The sequence below is a fragment of the Saccharothrix sp. AJ9571 genome (assembly GCF_021725495.1).
Taxonomy (GTDB): domain Bacteria; phylum Actinomycetota; class Actinomycetes; order Mycobacteriales; family Pseudonocardiaceae; genus Amycolatopsis; species Amycolatopsis magusensis.
The window spans coordinates 9,864,953-9,881,811 of sequence record NZ_CP091382.1; the positions used below are offsets into that span (position 1 = coordinate 9,864,953).

General features: G+C 71.2%; 17 protein-coding genes. 9 read left to right on the plus strand and 8 right to left on the minus strand.

The features are described 5' to 3' along the window. Positions 1-118 precede the first annotated feature (118 nt). The 5 genes from L3Q67_RS44980 (at position 119) to L3Q67_RS45000 (ending at position 5,574) form a co-directional block, all read left to right on the plus strand. Positions 119-1,957 carry a PhoX family protein gene (locus L3Q67_RS44980; protein ID WP_499187481.1) on the plus strand — a complete coding sequence of 613 codons (1,839 nt, stop codon included), beginning with the start codon at positions 119-121 and terminating at the stop codon, positions 1,955-1,957. Positions 1,958-2,010: 53 nt separating this feature from the next. Then, positions 2,011-3,102: a sensor histidine kinase gene (locus L3Q67_RS44985; protein ID WP_499187482.1), complete on the plus strand. Its 1,092-nt coding sequence runs from the start codon at positions 2,011-2,013 to the stop codon at positions 3,100-3,102. Then, complete coding sequence (locus L3Q67_RS44990; RefSeq protein ID WP_499187483.1) at positions 3,099-3,755, plus strand: transcriptional regulator; 657 nt, start codon at positions 3,099-3,101, stop codon at positions 3,753-3,755. Before L3Q67_RS44985 ends, L3Q67_RS44990 begins: the two co-directional genes overlap by 4 nt. Positions 3,756-3,866: 111 nt before the next feature. Further along, positions 3,867-4,256 (plus strand): hypothetical protein, encoded by a 390-nt coding sequence (locus L3Q67_RS44995; RefSeq protein ID WP_499187484.1) that lies wholly within the window; start codon positions 3,867-3,869, stop codon positions 4,254-4,256. Between the two features lie 4 nt (positions 4,257-4,260). Then, the gene (locus tag L3Q67_RS45000; RefSeq protein ID WP_499187485.1) at positions 4,261-5,574 is read left to right on the plus strand and encodes a helix-turn-helix domain-containing protein; all 1,314 of its coding nucleotides are present in this window, start codon (positions 4,261-4,263) and stop codon (positions 5,572-5,574) included. Here L3Q67_RS45000 and L3Q67_RS45005 read toward each other — a convergent pair. Further along, complete coding sequence (locus L3Q67_RS45005) at positions 5,543-6,700, minus strand: serine hydrolase domain-containing protein (protein ID WP_499187486.1); 1,158 nt, start codon at positions 6,698-6,700, stop codon at positions 5,543-5,545. The genes L3Q67_RS45000 and L3Q67_RS45005 overlap by 32 nt on opposite strands. Positions 6,701-6,840: 140 nt before the next feature. Between L3Q67_RS45005 and L3Q67_RS45010 the strand changes: the two genes are divergently transcribed. Then, complete coding sequence (locus L3Q67_RS45010; RefSeq protein ID WP_499187487.1) at positions 6,841-7,716, plus strand: hypothetical protein; 876 nt, start codon at positions 6,841-6,843, stop codon at positions 7,714-7,716. Here L3Q67_RS45010 and L3Q67_RS45015 read toward each other — a convergent pair. Continuing rightward, positions 7,705-8,325, minus strand: coding sequence for a TetR/AcrR family transcriptional regulator (locus L3Q67_RS45015; RefSeq protein ID WP_499187488.1), 621 nt, complete (start codon positions 8,323-8,325; stop codon positions 7,705-7,707). The two genes, L3Q67_RS45010 and L3Q67_RS45015, sit on opposite strands and share 12 nt — an antisense overlap. Before the next feature lie 64 nt (positions 8,326-8,389). On the opposite strand from L3Q67_RS45015, the gene L3Q67_RS45020 reads away from it, so the two are divergent. Together L3Q67_RS45020 and L3Q67_RS45025 are read left to right on the plus strand one after the other, a co-directional pair. Then, positions 8,390-8,950, plus strand: a complete 561-nt coding sequence (locus tag L3Q67_RS45020; RefSeq protein WP_499187489.1) for a DUF1453 domain-containing protein — start codon at positions 8,390-8,392, stop codon at positions 8,948-8,950. 65 nt (positions 8,951-9,015) lie between these two features. Then, positions 9,016-9,867: an arginase family protein gene (locus L3Q67_RS45025; RefSeq protein ID WP_499187490.1), complete on the plus strand. Its 852-nt coding sequence runs from the start codon at positions 9,016-9,018 to the stop codon at positions 9,865-9,867. Here L3Q67_RS45025 and ligA read toward each other — a convergent pair. Both ligA and L3Q67_RS45035 read right to left on the minus strand, forming a co-directional pair. After that, positions 9,844-11,835 (minus strand): NAD-dependent DNA ligase, encoded by a 1,992-nt coding sequence (gene ligA, locus L3Q67_RS45030; protein ID WP_499187491.1) that lies wholly within the window; start codon positions 11,833-11,835, stop codon positions 9,844-9,846. The two genes, L3Q67_RS45025 and ligA, sit on opposite strands and share 24 nt — an antisense overlap. Before the next feature lie 541 nt (positions 11,836-12,376). Continuing rightward, entirely contained in the window at positions 12,377-12,835 is a 459-nt protein-coding gene (locus L3Q67_RS45035) for an RICIN domain-containing protein (RefSeq protein WP_499187492.1), read from the minus strand. A 240-nt stretch (positions 12,836-13,075) separates the two neighbouring features. Here L3Q67_RS45035 and L3Q67_RS45040 point away from each other — a divergent pair, with 240 nt between their 5' ends. Further along, positions 13,076-14,008 (plus strand): LysR family transcriptional regulator, encoded by a 933-nt coding sequence (locus L3Q67_RS45040; protein WP_499187493.1) that lies wholly within the window; start codon positions 13,076-13,078, stop codon positions 14,006-14,008. Between the two features lies 1 nt (position 14,009). Here the strand turns inward: L3Q67_RS45040 and L3Q67_RS45045 are convergent, their stop codons facing one another. From L3Q67_RS45045 to L3Q67_RS45060, 4 genes are read right to left on the minus strand one after another with little or no spacing between them, the layout of a single operon-like run. Beyond that, on the minus strand, positions 14,010-14,585 hold the full coding sequence (locus L3Q67_RS45045; protein WP_499187494.1) for a helix-turn-helix transcriptional regulator: 576 nt from the start codon (positions 14,583-14,585) through the stop codon (positions 14,010-14,012). Between the two features lie 5 nt (positions 14,586-14,590). Further along, entirely contained in the window at positions 14,591-15,169 is a 579-nt protein-coding gene (locus L3Q67_RS45050) for an ABC transporter permease (RefSeq protein ID WP_499187495.1), read from the minus strand. Between the two features lie 26 nt (positions 15,170-15,195). Further along, entirely contained in the window at positions 15,196-15,759 is a 564-nt protein-coding gene (locus tag L3Q67_RS45055; protein ID WP_499187496.1) for a TetR/AcrR family transcriptional regulator, read from the minus strand. Between the two features lies 1 nt (position 15,760). Beyond that, entirely contained in the window at positions 15,761-16,798 is a 1,038-nt protein-coding gene (locus tag L3Q67_RS45060; RefSeq protein WP_499187497.1) for a medium chain dehydrogenase/reductase family protein, read from the minus strand. Positions 16,799-16,859 lie beyond the last annotated feature (61 nt).

The following is a 16,859-nucleotide window of genomic DNA, read 5'->3' on the forward strand; positions in this document are numbered from 1 at the left end:
GACATTGTCTACAGTGGATCGTCCAGGTCGCGCGTGACGTCCCCGCCACCGCCGTAGTTCGGCCCGGGTTCACGCGAAAGTGGACAGTGGGCCATGTGCGGTTCGTAGCGTTGCCGCCATGCCTTCCGAGCGGACCACGCCCCCGACGATTTCCGAGCTGGCCCAGCGCCGCCTGTCCCGCCGGACGGCGCTGGCGGGTGGCCTCGCCACCGCGGCAGCGTCGTTCTTCGCCTCCGCGCCGAAAGCGAGCGCCCGAGCCGAAGGGCTGCTCGGCTTCCCCGCGATCCCGCCGAGTTCCGCCGACGAGGTCGTGCTGCCGCCGGGCTACCGGTACCAGGTGCTCTTCCCCTGGGGCCAGCCGATCGTGCCGTCCGGGCCCGCGTTCGCCGAGGACGCGAGCAACAGCGCCGCGGACCAGGCCCGGCAGGCCGGTGATCACCACGACGGCATGTGGTTCTTCCCGTTCACCGGCGGCGGTGGCCGGGCCGGGCTGCTCTGCGTGAACCACGAGGCCACCACCGAGCAACTGCTGCACCCGGACGGCCGAGCCGCCTGGACGCCGGAGAAGACCGCCAAATCGCAGGCGGCGCACGGGGTTTCGGTGATCGAGGTCAAGCGCGACCGCATCGGTGGCGGCTGGCACCTCGCCGAGTCGAAGTTCGCCCGCCGGATCACCATGACCACGCCCGCCGAGATGACCGGCCCCGCGGCGGGGCACCCGCTGCTGCGCACCAGCGCGGACCCCGAAGGCGTGCGGGTGCTCGGCACGCTGAACAACTGCGCCAGCGGCCCGACCCCCTGGCGCACCTACCTGACCTGCGAAGAGACCATCAACAAGTACTTCTACCACGGCGAGCAGCCACCCACGCCGGGCTCGCCGGAGGACCGCTACGGCATCGGCTCCGAATCCCCCTATCCCTGGTACACCACGGAATCCCGGTTCGACATGCGGACCGAGCCGAACGAGTACAACCGGTTCGGCTGGGTGGTGGAGATCGACCCGTTCGACCCGCGGTCCACCCCGAAGAAGCGGACCGCGCTGGGGCGCATGGAGCACGAGAACGCCGTCGTCGTGCGGGGCACGAGCGGCGAAGCCGTGGTCTACATGGGCGACGACACGCAGTTCGACTACTTCTACAAGTTCGTCGGCGCCGAACCGATCGACCAGGCACGCGCCGAGGGGCGCAGCCCGCTCGACGAGGGCACGTTGTACGTCGCCCGGTTCGAGGCCGACGGCTCCGGCCGCTGGCTGCCGCTGGTCCACGGCGAGCCCGGCCTGACCGCCGCCGACGGTTTCGCCGGGCAGGCCGAGGTGCTGATCCACACCCGGCTCGCCGCGGACGCGGTCGGGGCGACGCCGATGGACCGCCCGGAGTGGTGCACGGTGCAACCCGGCACCGGCGCGGTCTTCTTCACCTGCACGAACAACACCGCCCGCACCGAATCGGTCGACGCGGCCAACCCGCGGCTGAACAACCGCTACGGCCACATCCTCAAGATCGACGAGGGCGGCGACCCCGCCGCCCTGCGGTTCGACTGGGACATCTTCCTGCTCGCCGGGGACCAGGCCAGCGGCGCCACCGTGCCCGCCGACCAGGCCTTCGGCTCACCGGACGGCCTGTGGTTCGACGCCGCGGGCCGGTTGTGGATCCAGACCGACGGCACCCAGCCGCTGGTCGACGGCGCCGCGCAGAACAACCAGATGCTGGCCGCCGACCCCGAGACCGGCGAGATCCGGCGCTTCCTCGTCGGCCCGCGACGCTGCGAGATCACCGGCATCACGTCCACTCCGGACGGTCGCTCGCTGTTCGTGAACATCCAGCACCCCGGCGACTCCGGCACCCCGGACAACCCGCGCGCGAGCTCGAACTGGCCCGACTTCCACCCGGCCGGGCGTCCCCGCTCGGCCACCATCGTGGTCACCAGGGAGGACGGGGGCGTGGTCGGCGGCCGGTAACAGCTCCGTGCACGGGCGTTGACCTCGGCCACCGGACACCCCAGAGTGGCCCCATGAACCGGGCTTTCGCGCTGCTGATCGGCGGCGCGTTCCTCACGCTGGCCGTCGGCGCGCTCGCGTCGGCCGAGCCCGTGTGGGCGACGCTGCTCGGCGCGGTGTTCGCGACGGTGGGCACGGCCGGGTTCGCCTGGGTGCGCCGGCGCGGGCAGCTCGGCTGGTCGATCGCGTACGTCGTGTTGCAGCTCCCGCTCGCGTACGCGGTGTTCGTCTTCGATCCCGGGGTCGGCGCCACGCTGTTCTTCGTCGTGCTGGTGAGCCAGTGCGTGCTGCTGCTCCCGCGGCCCGGCACCGCGCTGGTGATCCTGCTCGTGCCGCTCGCGCACGCCGGGATGGCCTGGGATCAGGCGTTGCGCGAGGGCCTCGGCCTGTTCGCCTCGGTGGTCTTCGCCGCGGTGATCACCGAGTTGCTGCAGCGCGAGCAGAAGACCCGTCGCGAACTCGCCAAGGCACACGAGCAACTGCGCGACTACGCCGCGCAGGCGGAACGGCTGGCGACAGCGCACGAACGCAATCGCGTGGCGCGCGACATCCACGACGGGCTCGGGCACGCCCTCACCGTGGTGCAGATGCAGGTCAAGGCCGCGAGGGCGGTGCTGGAGAGCGACTCGGCCAAGGCCGACACCGTGCTCGCGAAAGCGCAGGAGCAGGCCGAAGCGGCGCTGGCCGACGTCCGCCGGTCGGTGAGCACGCTGCGCGAACCGCGGTCGATCCCGCCCCTGCCCGAAGCGCTGAGCGCGCTGGCCGAAGAGACCTCGGCGACCGGCATTCCCACCGAGGTCACGATCTCCGGTACCGAACGGGCGCTGCCCGACGAAGCCCGTGAGGCGCTGTACCGGACCGCCCAGGAAGGCCTGACCAACGTCCGCAAGCACGCCGGCGCCACCCACGCCGAACTCGTGCTGGACTACGCGGAGGCCGAGGTCCGCGTCGCCGTCCGTGACGACGGGACGGGTGCCGTGGACGGGCGGACGCCGGGCTTCGGCCTGCTGGGCCTGCGGGAACGGGCGGCGAGCCTGGGCGGGCGCCTGACCTTCGAACCCGCGCCGGGCACGGGTTGCACGCTGACCATGGAGGTACCCGCATGAGCCCCGTCCGCGTGCTGCTCGTGGACGACCAGGCGCTCTTCCGCGAGGCACTGGCGACGCTGCTGGCCATCCGTGACGACATCGAGGTGGTCGGCGAAGCGGGCACCGGCGAGGAAGCGCTGCACCGGACCGCCGAACTGAACCCCGACGTCGTGCTGATGGACCTGCGCATGCCGGTGCTCGACGGCATCGCCGCCACGCGCCGCCTGCGGGCCGAGCAACCCGGCGTCCAGGTCATCGCGCTGACCACGTTCGACGACGACGAGGACGTGTTCGCCGCGCTGCGGGCCGGCGCGCTCGGCTACCTGCTGAAAGATGTGTCCTCGGCGCAACTGGTGGACGCGGTGCTGGCCGCCGCCCGTGGCGAGTCGGTGCTGCAGCCCTCGGTCGCGGCGAAAGTGGTGGCCCGCTTCGCGCAGCTGCCCGACGCCGAGCCGGAGCCACGACCGCAACCGCTGGTGGTTCCGCTGTCCGACCGCGAGCTGGAAGTGCTGCGCCTGCTGGCCGACGGGCACAGCAACCGCGAGATCGCCGCGGCGCTGTTCCTCGCCGAAGGCACGGTGAAGAACCACGTGACCAACGTGCTGGCCAAGCTCAGCGCCCGCGACCGCACCCAGGCCGCCCTGCGCGCCCGTGCGCTCGGCCTGTTGTGACGCCCGGGTCATGCCACGGCATGACCCCATCCATGACCTCCGGCACCTGGCAACGACGGCTCCGGCGGCGATCCTCGGTCGAGACAGTTCACCGAACCGGAGGTCCCCGTCATGACAACCGCCGCGCCCGGCCGGAGCCGCAACCGGAAACTCGCCCGCTTCCTCGGGCACTACCTGGAAATGATCGTCGCCATGCTCGTCGGCATGATGGCGCTCGGCCCGCTCTGGCCCGATGCGTGGGTGGCCCGCGCGGATGTCGGCGCGCTCGTGATGGCCACCGACATGACCGTCGCGATGGCGTTGTGGATGGCCGTCCGGCGCCACTCTTGGCCGCGGATCGCCGAGATGTCCGCGGTGATGTTCCTGCCGTTCGTGGCGCTGCTCGTGCCGTACTGGTTCGGGCTGCTGTCGGGCTCGGCGGTGATGATCGCCGGGCACGTGCTCATGTTCCCGCTGATGCTGGCCGCCATGGTGTGGCGCCGCGCCGAGTACTGGCACTGACGCCGTGCGTACCTTCCTGCGCCGCACCTCACGTGTGCTCGCCGTCGTGCTCGTGGTCCTGCTGGTCCCGGCCGTCGGGGCGACCTTCTCCGCGCTGGCGGCGTTCGGCGCCCTCTACGTCCCTGGCCCGGAGCGGCCCGTCCCGGCGGCCGCGCCGATCCCGCACGACCCCGCCAAGCCCACCGCCGCGGTCGTCGTGGGCGACAACGGTGCCGTGGTCTCCGATGTACTCGCCCCGTACGAGATCCTGGCCGCCACGGGCCGGTTCAACGTCTACACGGTGGCGCCGCAGCGCCGTCCGGTGCCGTTGACCGGCGGCCTCGACCTGGTCCCGGACCTCACCTTCGGCGACCTCGCGGCCCGCGCGCCGATCGCCGATCTGGTGGTCGTGCCCGCGTTCCCCGATGTCGGCGAACCCAGCACGGCACCGGTCACGGACTGGCTGCGCACGCAGGCCGCCGGGGGCGCGCAACTGCTGAGCGTGTGCAACGGTTCGGGTGTGCTCGCCTCGGCGGGCCTGCTCGACGGCCGGTCCGCCACCTCGCACTGGCTGCGGATCGGTGAGTTCGAGGCCGACTACCCCGCGGTGAACTGGGTGCGCGGACAGCGGTTCGTCGACGACGGCGACCTCGTCTCCACGGCGGGCATCCTCTCCGGCATCGACGGCACGCTGCACGTGATCACGCGGATGCTCGGCCCCGATGTGGCCGCGGCGGCCGCCGCGGAAGTCGGCTGGCAGCACACCGACCCACCCGTGACCCCCGAGGCGGGCATGCCGGATCCGGTCGCCATCATCAACGCCGGGTTCATCTGGCTCCCGCCCAAGATCGGCGTGCTGCTCACCGAAGGCACCGGCGAAATCGAGCTGGCATCGGTGTTCGACACGCACGGCGGCCAGTCCCTCGCCGCCCGCACACTCGCGCTGACCGCCGACGGCGGGCCCGTGCGTTCCCGCCACGGCCTCACCTTCGTGCCGCGAGCCGGGCTGACCGGTGCCGCACCGGACCTGGACCGCCTGCTCGTGCCCGGCGCCGCCGCCGGCGGCGTGGTCCCGGTCGCCGGCGGCCCGGACCCCGAATACGTGCACCACCAGCCCGGCTTCGCCTACGAGGTCACGGTCCGCGACCTCGCGGGGAGCACCGATGTCGCCACCGCGCGATGGGCGGCGAAGGTGCTGGAGCTCCCCGCCGACAGTCTCGTCCTCGACGGCCCGGCTTGGCCGTGGGTGCCCACGCTCTTCCCGCTGCTCCTCATCCTGCTGGCGGGAGCGGCGGTCGCGTGGTGGCTCAGCCGGTCTCGCAGAGCGCGGCGTCGATGACGTCCTCCCGCACCGGGTTCGTGGCCGAGGACATCGTGTTGGTGACCATCGAAGCGTGGCGGCCGCCGTCGGTGACCGCGGTGAGCGAGGAGTGCCCGGTCGCGAGGTCACCGGGGTGTCCCCACGCGTTTCCGCCGCACGACAACGGTTGCCGGACCAGTGCGAGACCGTAGCCGTAACCGGGAAGACCCCCGGGGATCGGCACGGTCCGCCGCATCTCGGCCAACGAACCGGCGGACACCACCTGCCCGTCGAACAACGCCCGGTAGAACGTCGACAAGTCCTCCATTGTGGACAAGACCGCGCCCGCGGTGCTCGCCAGCGAGGCGATGTCGACTTCGAGGACGACGGGGATGCCGAAGGTGGTTTCGGTCCAGAAGAAGAACGGTCCCACCCGGCCGCCGGTGTAACCCGGGACGTAGGGCGTCTCCAGCGATTTGTCGCCGGGGGCCGGGAAGCGCGTGTCGGACAGGCCAAGCGGTTCGATGATCCGGCTGGTGATCGCCTCGGCCGCCGGTTTCCCGGTGAGCTGCTCGATCAGCAACCCGGCGACGTGGTAGTTGACGTTGGAATAGGCCCAGCTCGTGCCCGGCTCGGACAACGGCGGCGTGCCCAGTCCGATGCGGACGAGGTCCCGCAGGGTGAAGGTGCCGTCCGGGTTGGTCGGCTTGAGGTACGCGGTGATGGGCGGGCTGGCGATCCCGCTGGTCTGCTGGAGGATCTGCCGGACGGTGATCTTGGTGCCGTCGTACCCGTTGCCGGTGACCACCCCCGGCAGGTACCGCTCGATCGGCGCGTCCAGCTCGACCAGTCCTTCGTCGACCAGTTGCAGCACGACGGCCGCGGTGAAGGTCTTGGTCTGGCTGGCCGCGCGGAAGTGGTCGGCTGGCCGGATGGGCAGGTTCGGGCTGCCGATGTTCGCGGTGCCGCTGCTCAGGTTCCACGAAGCGGCGCGGTCCCCCGCGAAGATCGCGGCGCCCGGTCCGGCCTTGGCGCGGTAGCGGTCGAGGACCTCCTGGGTACCGGCGTGCTGGGGCTGCGCCGACGCGGGCGCGGCCAGCGCGGCGGTGGCGGTGACGGCGGCCAGCAGGCACACCCACCGCCTTGGGGCGACGTTCTTGGTCACTCTGGCTCCTCACCGTGCTGGTGGTGCCAGCCTGCTCGCAGGCGATGAAATCGCGATGACACCGCGATGTTCGGCGGATCCGCGCGGCCTGAACCTGCCAGACCGGGACCCCTCCCCGCTCCGGTGAGTAGGAAAGGAGCATGCGGAAAGAAGTGCGGCTCGGCGCCGCGGCCCTGGTCCTGTGCAGCCTCGCCGCTTGCGGGACTCCGGACGGGACACCGGCCGCCCCGCCGCCACCACCGACGAGCACCCCGGCTCCACCGCCCACCCCGGACCAGGTCGCGTGGCTGAACGAGTTCTGCGAAGCGACCCAGGTGTTCTTCTCTCCCCCGCAGCCGCCGGAGGACCTGCGCGACGAGTTCGTCGCGATGGACCTGGACACCTACCTGAGTTCGGTGAGCAGCGCGCTGCAGAGCGTCGACTTCCGGACCACTTCCCTGGCCCCGGAACGGTTCCCGCGCGGAGCGGAGCTGGTGGACGCGTACACGAAGACCGCGGAAGAGCTGAGCACCAAGTTCGGCGGGTACGCGAGGCAGTTCGACGTCGCCGAGGACACCCTGCGCGGTTGGGTCACCGAAGTCTCGTCCACGCTGAAGACACTGAAGCCGCAGGGACTCGACCTGGCCACGCTTTCCGCCGCGGACGGCACGGTCGCCCAGGCACACCAGCAGGCCGAGAAGTGCCGTCCCACCAAGGAAGAAGAGGGCAAGCCGTCGGCCACGCCGGTCGACCTGCCCGCGGCCAAGGACGGCGAGAACCTGGCTGCCTGCGGTGACGGCCGGTGCGAGGTACTGGTCACTCCCACTGCCGTGGTCCCGGCTCCGCGGCGGTACGGGTTCACCCTCGTCCGCGTCCGCAGTATTTCCGGTGGGGTGATGCAGGTCGGCGCCAAGTTCGACGGCGGGGCGATCACCTCGCCGCTGGACACCGGCCGCTCCACGATCATGAACGGCCTGGAAGTGAAGGCCGTGGCGGTCGGCGACGGCAAGGCGGTGCTGAGCTTCTCACCCGGCTGATCGGGAAATGCCGGCCAGGTGGGCGCGGAGCACAGTCCGGCTCAGCTCGGGCGTCATCCGGTCGGGCTGCACCACGCCGTCGGTGAGCAGGCCGTCGATGAGCGCGCCCAGCCGTTCGACCTCCACCTCGATGTCCAGTCCATCGGCCAGGTTGCCCGAAGCGGCCGAGCGTTCGAGCACCTTGCGGATCATCATCCGGGTTCCGTCGTAGAGCTTGCGCAGCAACGGTTGCAGCCGAGGACTCGTGCGCGCGGCATCGGCGAAAGCGAGCCACACCACGCATTCGGTGTAGCGCTCGTCGTCGAGCGGCAGGAGTTCGGCCAGCAACTCCTCGACCGCGGCGCGGCGAGCCTCCGCGGACGGCGCGGCCCGGACGTCGTCGACCCTGGCCAGCACCCGCACCGACACCCGCTCGATGAACACCTCGAGCGCGAACTCGATCATCTCCTCGCTGCCGGTGAAGTAGTGCCGGACGGATCCGACGGCGAGCCCGGCCTCCGCCGCGACGTTGCGCAGGGACGCCTGGGCCAGCCCCCGCGTGACGACCACGCGGAACACCGCCTCGGCCACCGCGGTACGCCTGCTCCCGGGATCGACGATCTTCGGCACGGTTGCCTTTATAGCACAGCCTTGCTAATTTAACTGGCACGGCTGTGCTAAATAAGGGGGAACCATGCCTGGCTGGTTGACGATCGTCCTGGTCATCGCGGGGATCGGCTACACCGTCGTCCGCCGCGCGATCGGCGAACCACTTGCCGCGCGCGACCTGTTCGCCACCCCGGTCGTCCTGCTGGCCCTCGGGGTGCACCAGGTCGCCGAAGCCGGCCACCCCGCCGCCGGGGACTGGTTCTGGCTGGCTCTCACCTCGGCGACAGGCCTCGCCTTCGGCTTGCTGCGGGGCTCGACCGTGCGCCTGCTCGTCAAGGATGGCGTGCTCTGGCAGCGCTACCCGGCCCGCGCCTACGCGGTGTGGGCGCTGTCGCTGGTGGTCAACGGCGGCCTGGGTTTCCTGGCCACCTCCACCGGCATGAACGGCGATCTCCGCTCGATCCCGCTCTCGATCGGCGTCGGCCTCCTGGGCGAAGCCCTCGCCGTCGGCGCACGCGCACTGGCCACCGGCTTGCCCTTCGCCCCCACCAGCACCGGATCCTTCCGCGGTCCACGCCCCACGGAACTCCCCGACGCACCCACCGTCCGGCAAGCCCTCACCACCCTCACCAGCACGAGGCGTTGAGGGCGCAACGGTGGTGGCCGGCTATTCGGGCGACACGCCGAGTTCCGCGGTGGCATGCTCTGCGGATGGGTGCGACACGACTGATCCTTTCGCCGTTCGACTCCGGGCACCGCGAACGGCGGATGGGGGCCGGGCCGTCCGCGTTGCTCCGGGACGGGGCGGATCGGGCGCTGGCCGCGGACCAGGTGGTGACCGTGGAGCTGGAGAAACCCGGCTTCACCCAGGAAATCCGCACAGCCACCGAAATCCAGCGGGCCATCGCCGGGCACGTCCGCCGCGCGGTGGCCGACGGGGTGGCGCCGGTGGTGTTGTCCGGCAACTGCAACGCGTCCGTCGGCGTGGTGGCCGGACTGTCCACGAACGACGACGACCTCGCGGTGCTCTGGCTCGACGCGCACGGCGACCTGAACACCCCGGAGACCACGACTTCGGGCTTCTTCGACGGGATGGGCCTCTCCGTGCTCACCGGCCGCTGCTGGAGCACGCTCGCCCGGACGATCCCCGGCTTCCGCCCGGTGCCCGACGAGCACGTCCTGCTGATCGGCGCCCGCGACCTCTCACCGGAGGAGCGGACCATTGTGGACGGGTCCGGCATCCGCCTGCTCCCGGCCCGGGCGGACGAGATGGCGGCGGCCCTGCCGGAGGTCCGCCGGGTCCACCTGCACATCGACCTCGACGTGCACGACTCGCGGCTGGTCGGCCCGGCCAACGAGTACGCCGTGCCCGACGGCCCCGACGCCGCCGAGGTCCAGCGCATCGTGGAGGCCGTGAGCGCTCGGCTGCCCATCGTCAGCGCCACGTTCGCCGCCTACGACCCGGCCGTCGACACCGACGGCACGGTCCGCACGGCGGCACTCGACCTCATCCGGCTCGTCGGGACGAAGGTCTCCGCGCTAGACCACGCCGGCCGCGATTAGCTGCTGCCAGATCTCCCCCTGGTCGACCACCTCGACGCCGTGCTTCTCGGCCTTGGTCAGTTTGGCGGCCCCGACATCGGCGCCGGTGATGAGCATGTCGGTGCTCGCCGAGACCGACGAAGCGATGGCCGCACCGGCCTTCTCGCACAACCGCTGGAAGGTCGGGCGGGCCACCTTCTCCCCGGACCGCGGGTCGCTGATCGCCCCGGTGACCACCACGGTCTTGCCCGCCAGCGGCGCCCCGGCCGCCACCACCGGCGGCAGGTCCTCCTCGCGCACGTCCAGCGAAACCCCGCGCTCCCGCAACCTTTCCAGCTCCGGCCGCAGCCGGGTCAGGTGCTCGATCAGCGACGCGGCCACCTTCGGCCCGATGTCCTCCACGGCCACGAGACCGTCCACACCGGCCTCGGCCACCTCTTCCAGCGAGCCGAACCCCGCCCGGCACAACCGCGCGGCCGTGCCCTCCGAGGCCATCGGGATCGCGAGGCCGATCAGCGCCCGGCGCAGCCCGACCTGACGGCTCGCGTCGATCGATTCGATCATGCGTGTCGCGGAGACCTCGCCGATGCGCTCGAACTCCAGCAACTGTTCCTTGGTCAGCCGGTAGAAGTCCGACGGGTGCTCCAGCAGCCCCACTTCGGCCAGCCGCTCGATCCACACCCCGCCGATGGCGTCGATGTCCGCGGCCGCCCGCGAAGCCCAGTGGATCAGCCGGCGCACCGTCTGCGCGGGGCAGGAAACGTTGGTGCAGAACAGTTCCCGGCTGTTGCCCTGCTCGGTCAGCGGCTGCCCGCACGACGGGCACTCGGTGGGCGGCACGATCTCCCGCTCGGCGCCGGTGCGCTTCGAAGCGTCGAGCACCCCGGCGACGAACGGGATCACGTCACCGGCGCGGCGCACCAGCACCGTGTCCCCGATCTTGATGCCCCGCGCGCGGATCACCTCCTGGTTGGCCAGTGTCGCGCGGCTGACCGTGGTGCCGCCCACGAACACCGGCTCCAGCCAGGCGACCGGCGCGATCTTGCCGGTCTTGCCCACGTCCCAGACCACATCGGACAGCAAGGTGGTCTTCTCCTCGGCGGCGAACTTGAACGCCAGCGCGCCCCGGGGTGAAGCCGACCGCGTCCCGGCGGCGGCGAAGGCGTCCCGGTCGGCCAGGCGCAGCACGGCACCATCGAGGTCGTAGTCCAGGTCGTTGCGCTGCTCCTCGATCGCCGCGATCACCGCCTGCGCCGCTTCCGCGTCGGCGCAGTGGCGCATCTCGGCGGCGGTGAACCCGAGTGTCCGCAACGCGCTGGCCAGGTCGGTCTCCGCGCTGTCGGGCTCGGTGTGCAGGTCGAAGGCGAAGAACCGCAGGCGCCGCCCGGCGACGGTGGCCGGGTCCTTGGCCCGCAGCGTGCCCGCGGCGGCGTTGCGCGGGTTGATCAGCGGCTTGTCCGGGTGCTCGGTGTTGTAGGCGGCGAAGGTGGACCGCAGCATCACCGCCTCACCGCGCACCTCGACCCGGCCCGGCGCGTCGACCCGCTGCGGGATCCCGTCGGTCAGCGCCCGCACCAGCACGGTCACGTCGTCACCGGTGGTGCCGTCGCCGCGGGTGATCGCCCTGGCCAGCCGCCCGTTCTCGTAGACAAGCGCCAGCGACAGGCCGTCCAGCTTCGGCATGACCACCACCGGCTGCCCGGGGAACCGGTCGAAGAAGGCCGCGACCTGCTCGGGCCTGGTCGCCTTGTCCAGCGACAGCATCGGGCGCGAGTGCCGGATCGGCGCGTGCAGCACCCCGGGCGCGCCCACCTGCTCCAGCGGGTTCGGCTCCGGCGTCAGCTCCGGGTGCGCCTCGATCAGCCCGCGCAGCTCGTCCTCGATCGCGTCGTACTCCGCGTCCGCCACGACCGGCGATCCCCGGTAGTAGGCGTCGCGCAGCACGACGAGCTGATCGGCGAGTTCCTGTATGCGTTCCCGAGCGTCCACGACCGGAGACGTTACCCGGGCCCACCGACAAACAGCGGGATCCGGCGCCCGGCGACCTTCACCGCCGGCGTACTGGGCCTGCGGCCGGGGCGCGGCGGCGGGCGGTCACACCGTCGAGAGTGGACTCGCACAAACGGTTCGACGGCAGCCGGTCGTCGGTCATTTTCCGGCTTCCTCGCCGGATCGACGTGTCACTTCTTCGTCCGGTTCACCACCACCAGCACGACGACGCCGACGATGAGGCCGACCAGCAGCACGAACACGAACAGGTGCCAGGGCTGGATTGCGAACACGTGTCCCCCTAGTTCGAAAGGAGGACCACCCTACACTCCCGCCCACGCGGCACTCCGCCGAACTCCCCGGATCGACCGCAGCCGATCCGGGGAGTTCCTACTCGAATCGGGAAATGCGGAAATCGCGGGCGGCACAGTTCACGGACTTTGATGCCACCAGCGGAAACGCGGCACTGATTCGTTCACCGGGAAATCAGGCGAACAACCGGGAGCACGGGACCGGGCCCGGTCCCGTGCTCCGCGGCCGGTCAGATGTTGAGGTACCAGCGCTGGTTGACGCGGTCCCAGTCGCAGGTGTGCAGGCTCAATTGGTCGTCGTGGCCTTCGTACGTCGCACAGAGGCCGGTTTCCTCGTTCTTGAGCTGTTTCTGGTAGTGGTCACCGCGGATCCGCCAGCGCTGGCCGGGGTCGTCGCCGTTGCAGTCCGCGCCGATGACCCGGCCTCTGTGCGCGGTGGCGCACAGGTCGGTACCGGTGTTCTGGATGGTGCGGTTGCTCCAGAAGATCCAGTGCTGGTTTTCGCTGCCGTGGAAATCACCGGTGATGGTCGGTTCGCCGTCCCACCACGTCTGCTGCCACACCCGCTCCGTGCCGTTCGCACTTTCGATCACGTAGTCGGCGGGCTCGTCCGCGGTGGCGGGCACGGTCAGCGCGAGGGGCGAAACCGCGACGAAGAGACCGGCGATAATTCGGGAGGTTTTCATCATTTTTCCTTCTTCGGCGGGATTAGGCAGAGACCATTACAACCCCGCGCGGCCGGGCTTGTGAACAAGGCGAACACGTTGACGCGCCGACAGAACACGTCCTGGGGGGTGACCCCTTCCCGGCGTCACGCACGGTGGCGGACCGCGAGCCGGGACTGCGCCCCATCGAGTGCGTAACGCGGGCCTCCACAACGGAGCGAACGATGTGCCACAACCCACCGTTGTGGGCGTAAGTTCCCCCGCGTGGAACTCGATGCGGTTCGCACCTTCGTCGCCGTGGTCGAGGCGGGCCGGTTCCAGGCCGCCGCCGACGAGCTGGGGATCACCCAGCAGGCGGCTTCGAAACGGGTGGCCGCCCTGGAACGGCGACTCGGCGTGAAGCTCTTCGTGCGCACGGCCCAGGCCGTGCGGCTCACCGTCGACGGCCAGGCCCTGCTCCCCCACGCACGCGAACTGCTGCGCGCCGCCGAACGCGCCACCGCGGCCGTCACCCCGGGCCGCAGGCCGCTCCGCGTCGACGTGGTCAACCGCCGGGTCGCGGCCTCCCACCTCCTCCACGCCTTCTACCAGCGGCACCCGGGCATCGAACTCGACGTCGTCGCCCTGACCGGCGCCCACGCCGGCTCGGCGCTGGCCGAGATCACCGCGGGCACCCTGGACGCCACCTTCCGATCCCTCCGGGACTCCGCGGGCCAGGTCCCGGACGGACTGCGTGCCGCGCGCGTCATCGACGACCGGCACCAGCTTCTCGTCGGGCCACGGCACCCGCTGGCGAACGCCGCGTCCGTGCCGCTGGCCGAGCTGTCCGGGCACCCGATCTGGATGCCCGGCCTGTCCGAGCCCGAGCCGGTCGGCTACTACCAGGACCTGGCGCAGGCGTTCGGACTCACCATCGACACGCTCGGCCCGAGCTTCGGCGTCGAAGCCCTCCTCGCCGAAATCGCCGACTCGACCCGGCTCGCCACCTTCGTCGGCGAAGGCTCGCGTTACCTGTGGCCGGAAAGCTACGACCTCCGCCGGATCCCGGTGGTCGACCCGACCCCGGTCTACCCGCATTCGGTCATCTGGCGAGCGGACAACCCGCACCCCGTCCTCGCCGACTTCCTCCGCTACCTCCGGACGGGATACCGAGCCGAAACCGGGGACGACGTGTGGGCGCCTGGTTGGGCCCGTTGAATCAGCCGACCAGCGCCGGAGGTACTCGGGGCGGCCACACGTGGGCGTCCAGGGCGCCGATCGAGTAGGCGCGGGCGACCAGCGCCGTGCGGTTCGGTACGCCGAACCTGCGCAGCAGGGCGTTGACGTGGTAGTCGACCCCGGGGCTGCTGAGGTGCAGGCGGGCCGCGAGCGCGTTGCTCGCTTTACCCACCGCCACGCCTTCGAGGATGAGGGCGCCCGTGGTGCTGAGGCGACTCCCGCGGGTGGTCACCATGGCTTGCCCGCCGACCGGGTTCAGGGTGACGACCACCGAACCGGCGTGCGACGCCACGCAGGTCAGCGACGCGGTGAAGGACAGGTGACCCGTGTCGATCGCCGTGGCGGGGAGCCGGGCGCAACACGTGCGGCCCTCGGCAATCTCGACGAGAGGGCGTCGCAGGCGGGGTCGGGCGTCTGGCACCAGCAGGTCGCAAATGTTCCGCCCCGCCAACGGTTCCGAGGCCAATTCGTGCCAACTGGAGAACTGGTTGCTGACGCGGTGGATCCGCTGCGCCGGATCCACGTCGAGCACGATGTCGTCGCAGTCGATCAGCATCCGGCTCACCCCCTGGCCAGTCGCCGGCGCTCGATGACGGCGGCCACGGCGTAAGCGAAGCCGCCCGCGAGCGCCAGGATCCAGAACAGCCCGGGTGTGCCGAAGAGGACCGAAACGCCCGCGATCAGCACGAGGCAGGTGCCGAGGTTGTAGTGCAGCGCGTTGCGTCGCGCGACGCCCTCGGCGAGGTAGAGCAGGCCGACCACGAGGCTGGATCCGGCGGGCCAGAGCATGGCCTGCAGTTCGGGGTGGTCGATCGCGGCGGACAGGCCGGTGATGGTGAGGAACAGGGCGGTGAAGCCGGTGATCCAGGCGGCTCCCAGCAATTTTCCGGCGAGCGCCTCGGGTTTTCCGGCACCGCGCTGGGCACGGGTCGCGGCGATGGTGGCATTCACGGTGCCGACGGCGAGGCCGATGCCGAGCAGCGTCAACGGCAGCCAGCCGGGCAGCCGGACCAGCGGATCGGCGCCGTGGGACGCCGCGGCGGCACCGTGGCCGACCACGTAGGCGAGCCCGAAGCTGATGTAGGTGGCGAGGTTGTCGACCTCGCCGGTGCCGGGGACGATCGGGGCGGTGGTGGTCATGGTCGGTACCTCCGGGAATCGTGGACTCAGACAAGACGGGACAGGGAAAAAGCGATTCGCCGGCCGATGTCGTCGGGCCAGCGGAAGGAACCGGAGACGGCACGCTGGTGGGCGAGCCCGTGCAGGCCCAGCCACAGCGCGACCGCGTCGGCGGCGGGATCGGTGCTGGTGCAGTGCCCGGCGGCCACGCAGCGGGCGAGGCAGTCGGCGAGAACAGCCAGCACGTTCGACGGCCCGGTTCCGCTGAACATGGCGCGGTACCGCTCGGGATGTTCGTGGGCGAAGTCGAGATAGGCGCGGCAAACGAGGTAGAGCCGCCGCCGGGGATCGCCGTCCGCGTCGTCGACGGCTGACCGGAGCCAGCCGGACAGCTCGGCGAAGGCTTCCTGGACGACGTCGAGCAGGACCGCGGGCTGGTCGCGGAAGTGGGCGTAGATCGAGGGAGCGGTGATGCCGGCCCGGCGGGCGACGGCCCGCAGGGTCACTGCGCGCGGGTCACCGCAGGCGTCGAGCAGTTCGGTCGCGGCGGAAAGGATTTCGGCGCGGAGCTTGCCACCTTCACCACGCCGGTTCCTCGGCCTGCCGCCCACTTCACGGCCGGCTCGGGTCCGGCACCAGGACGACCTTGCCCGCGACCGTGCGCGATTCGGCGAGCGCCAGCGCCGCACCGGCATCGGACAGCGGGATCTCCGCGGCGATCTGCGGGACGAGGACGCCGTCGGCGAGCAGCCGGAGCACCTGCGTCAGGTCCTCGCGAAGCCGGGCGCGGAAGGCGTCCAGGCGGCGCTTGCCCGCCCAGAAGTTGTAGAAGAACGCGCTCTTGCCGTTCGGCAGGTGGTTCCACAGCATCAGCCGCCCGAACAGTTTCAGGACAGGCAGCTGCGAACTGCCGTCCACGTCCTTCGAAGCCGCGGTGCCATAGGAAACCAGGGTTCCGCCGCGGCGCAGCAGTCGCCACGATTCGACGATCCCGGCGCCGCCGACGTGGTCGAACACGGCGTCCACCCCGTCCGGCGCGATCTCCCGGATCCGCCGGTACAGCTCGGGATCGTGGTAGTCGACCGGGATCACGCCCAGCTCCCGCAGGGCGGCGTGGTGGCGGACCGACGCCGTGCCGATCACCTTGATCCCGGCGTGGCGCGCCAGTTGCACGAGGGTGGAGCCGACACCGCCGTTGGCGCCCAGCACCACGATCGTCCCGCCCGCGCGCACTTCGGTACCCCGGTGCAGCATCTGCCAGGCCGTGATCCCGTTGACCACCACGGTTTCCGCGGCGGCCGCGGAGACGCCGTCCGGTACGGCGACCAGATCAGCGGCGTCCAGCACCAGGGCGCTGGCCCAGCCACCGACCTTGGTGACCGCGGCGAACCGGCGGCCGAGCAGCGCGGAGTCCACGCCGGGGCCGACCGCGGTGACCGTGCCGACCACGTCGTACCCGGGCACGAACGGGAACGGCGGCTGGTTGAAGTACTTGCCGCGCCGCATCTGCTGCTCGGCGAACGACACGCCGGTCGCGTCCATGCGCAGCAGGACCTGGCCCGCGGCCGGGGCGGGGAGGTCGCGGGTGCGGACGTGCAGGCCGTCCGCGTCGACCTTGCCCGGCAGGACCACCTCGGTGGCGTTTCCCATGATCTGTCCCTTGTCTCGCTCGGCTGTGCTTACAGCCGTAAGACTACGAGCGTTAGCCGAC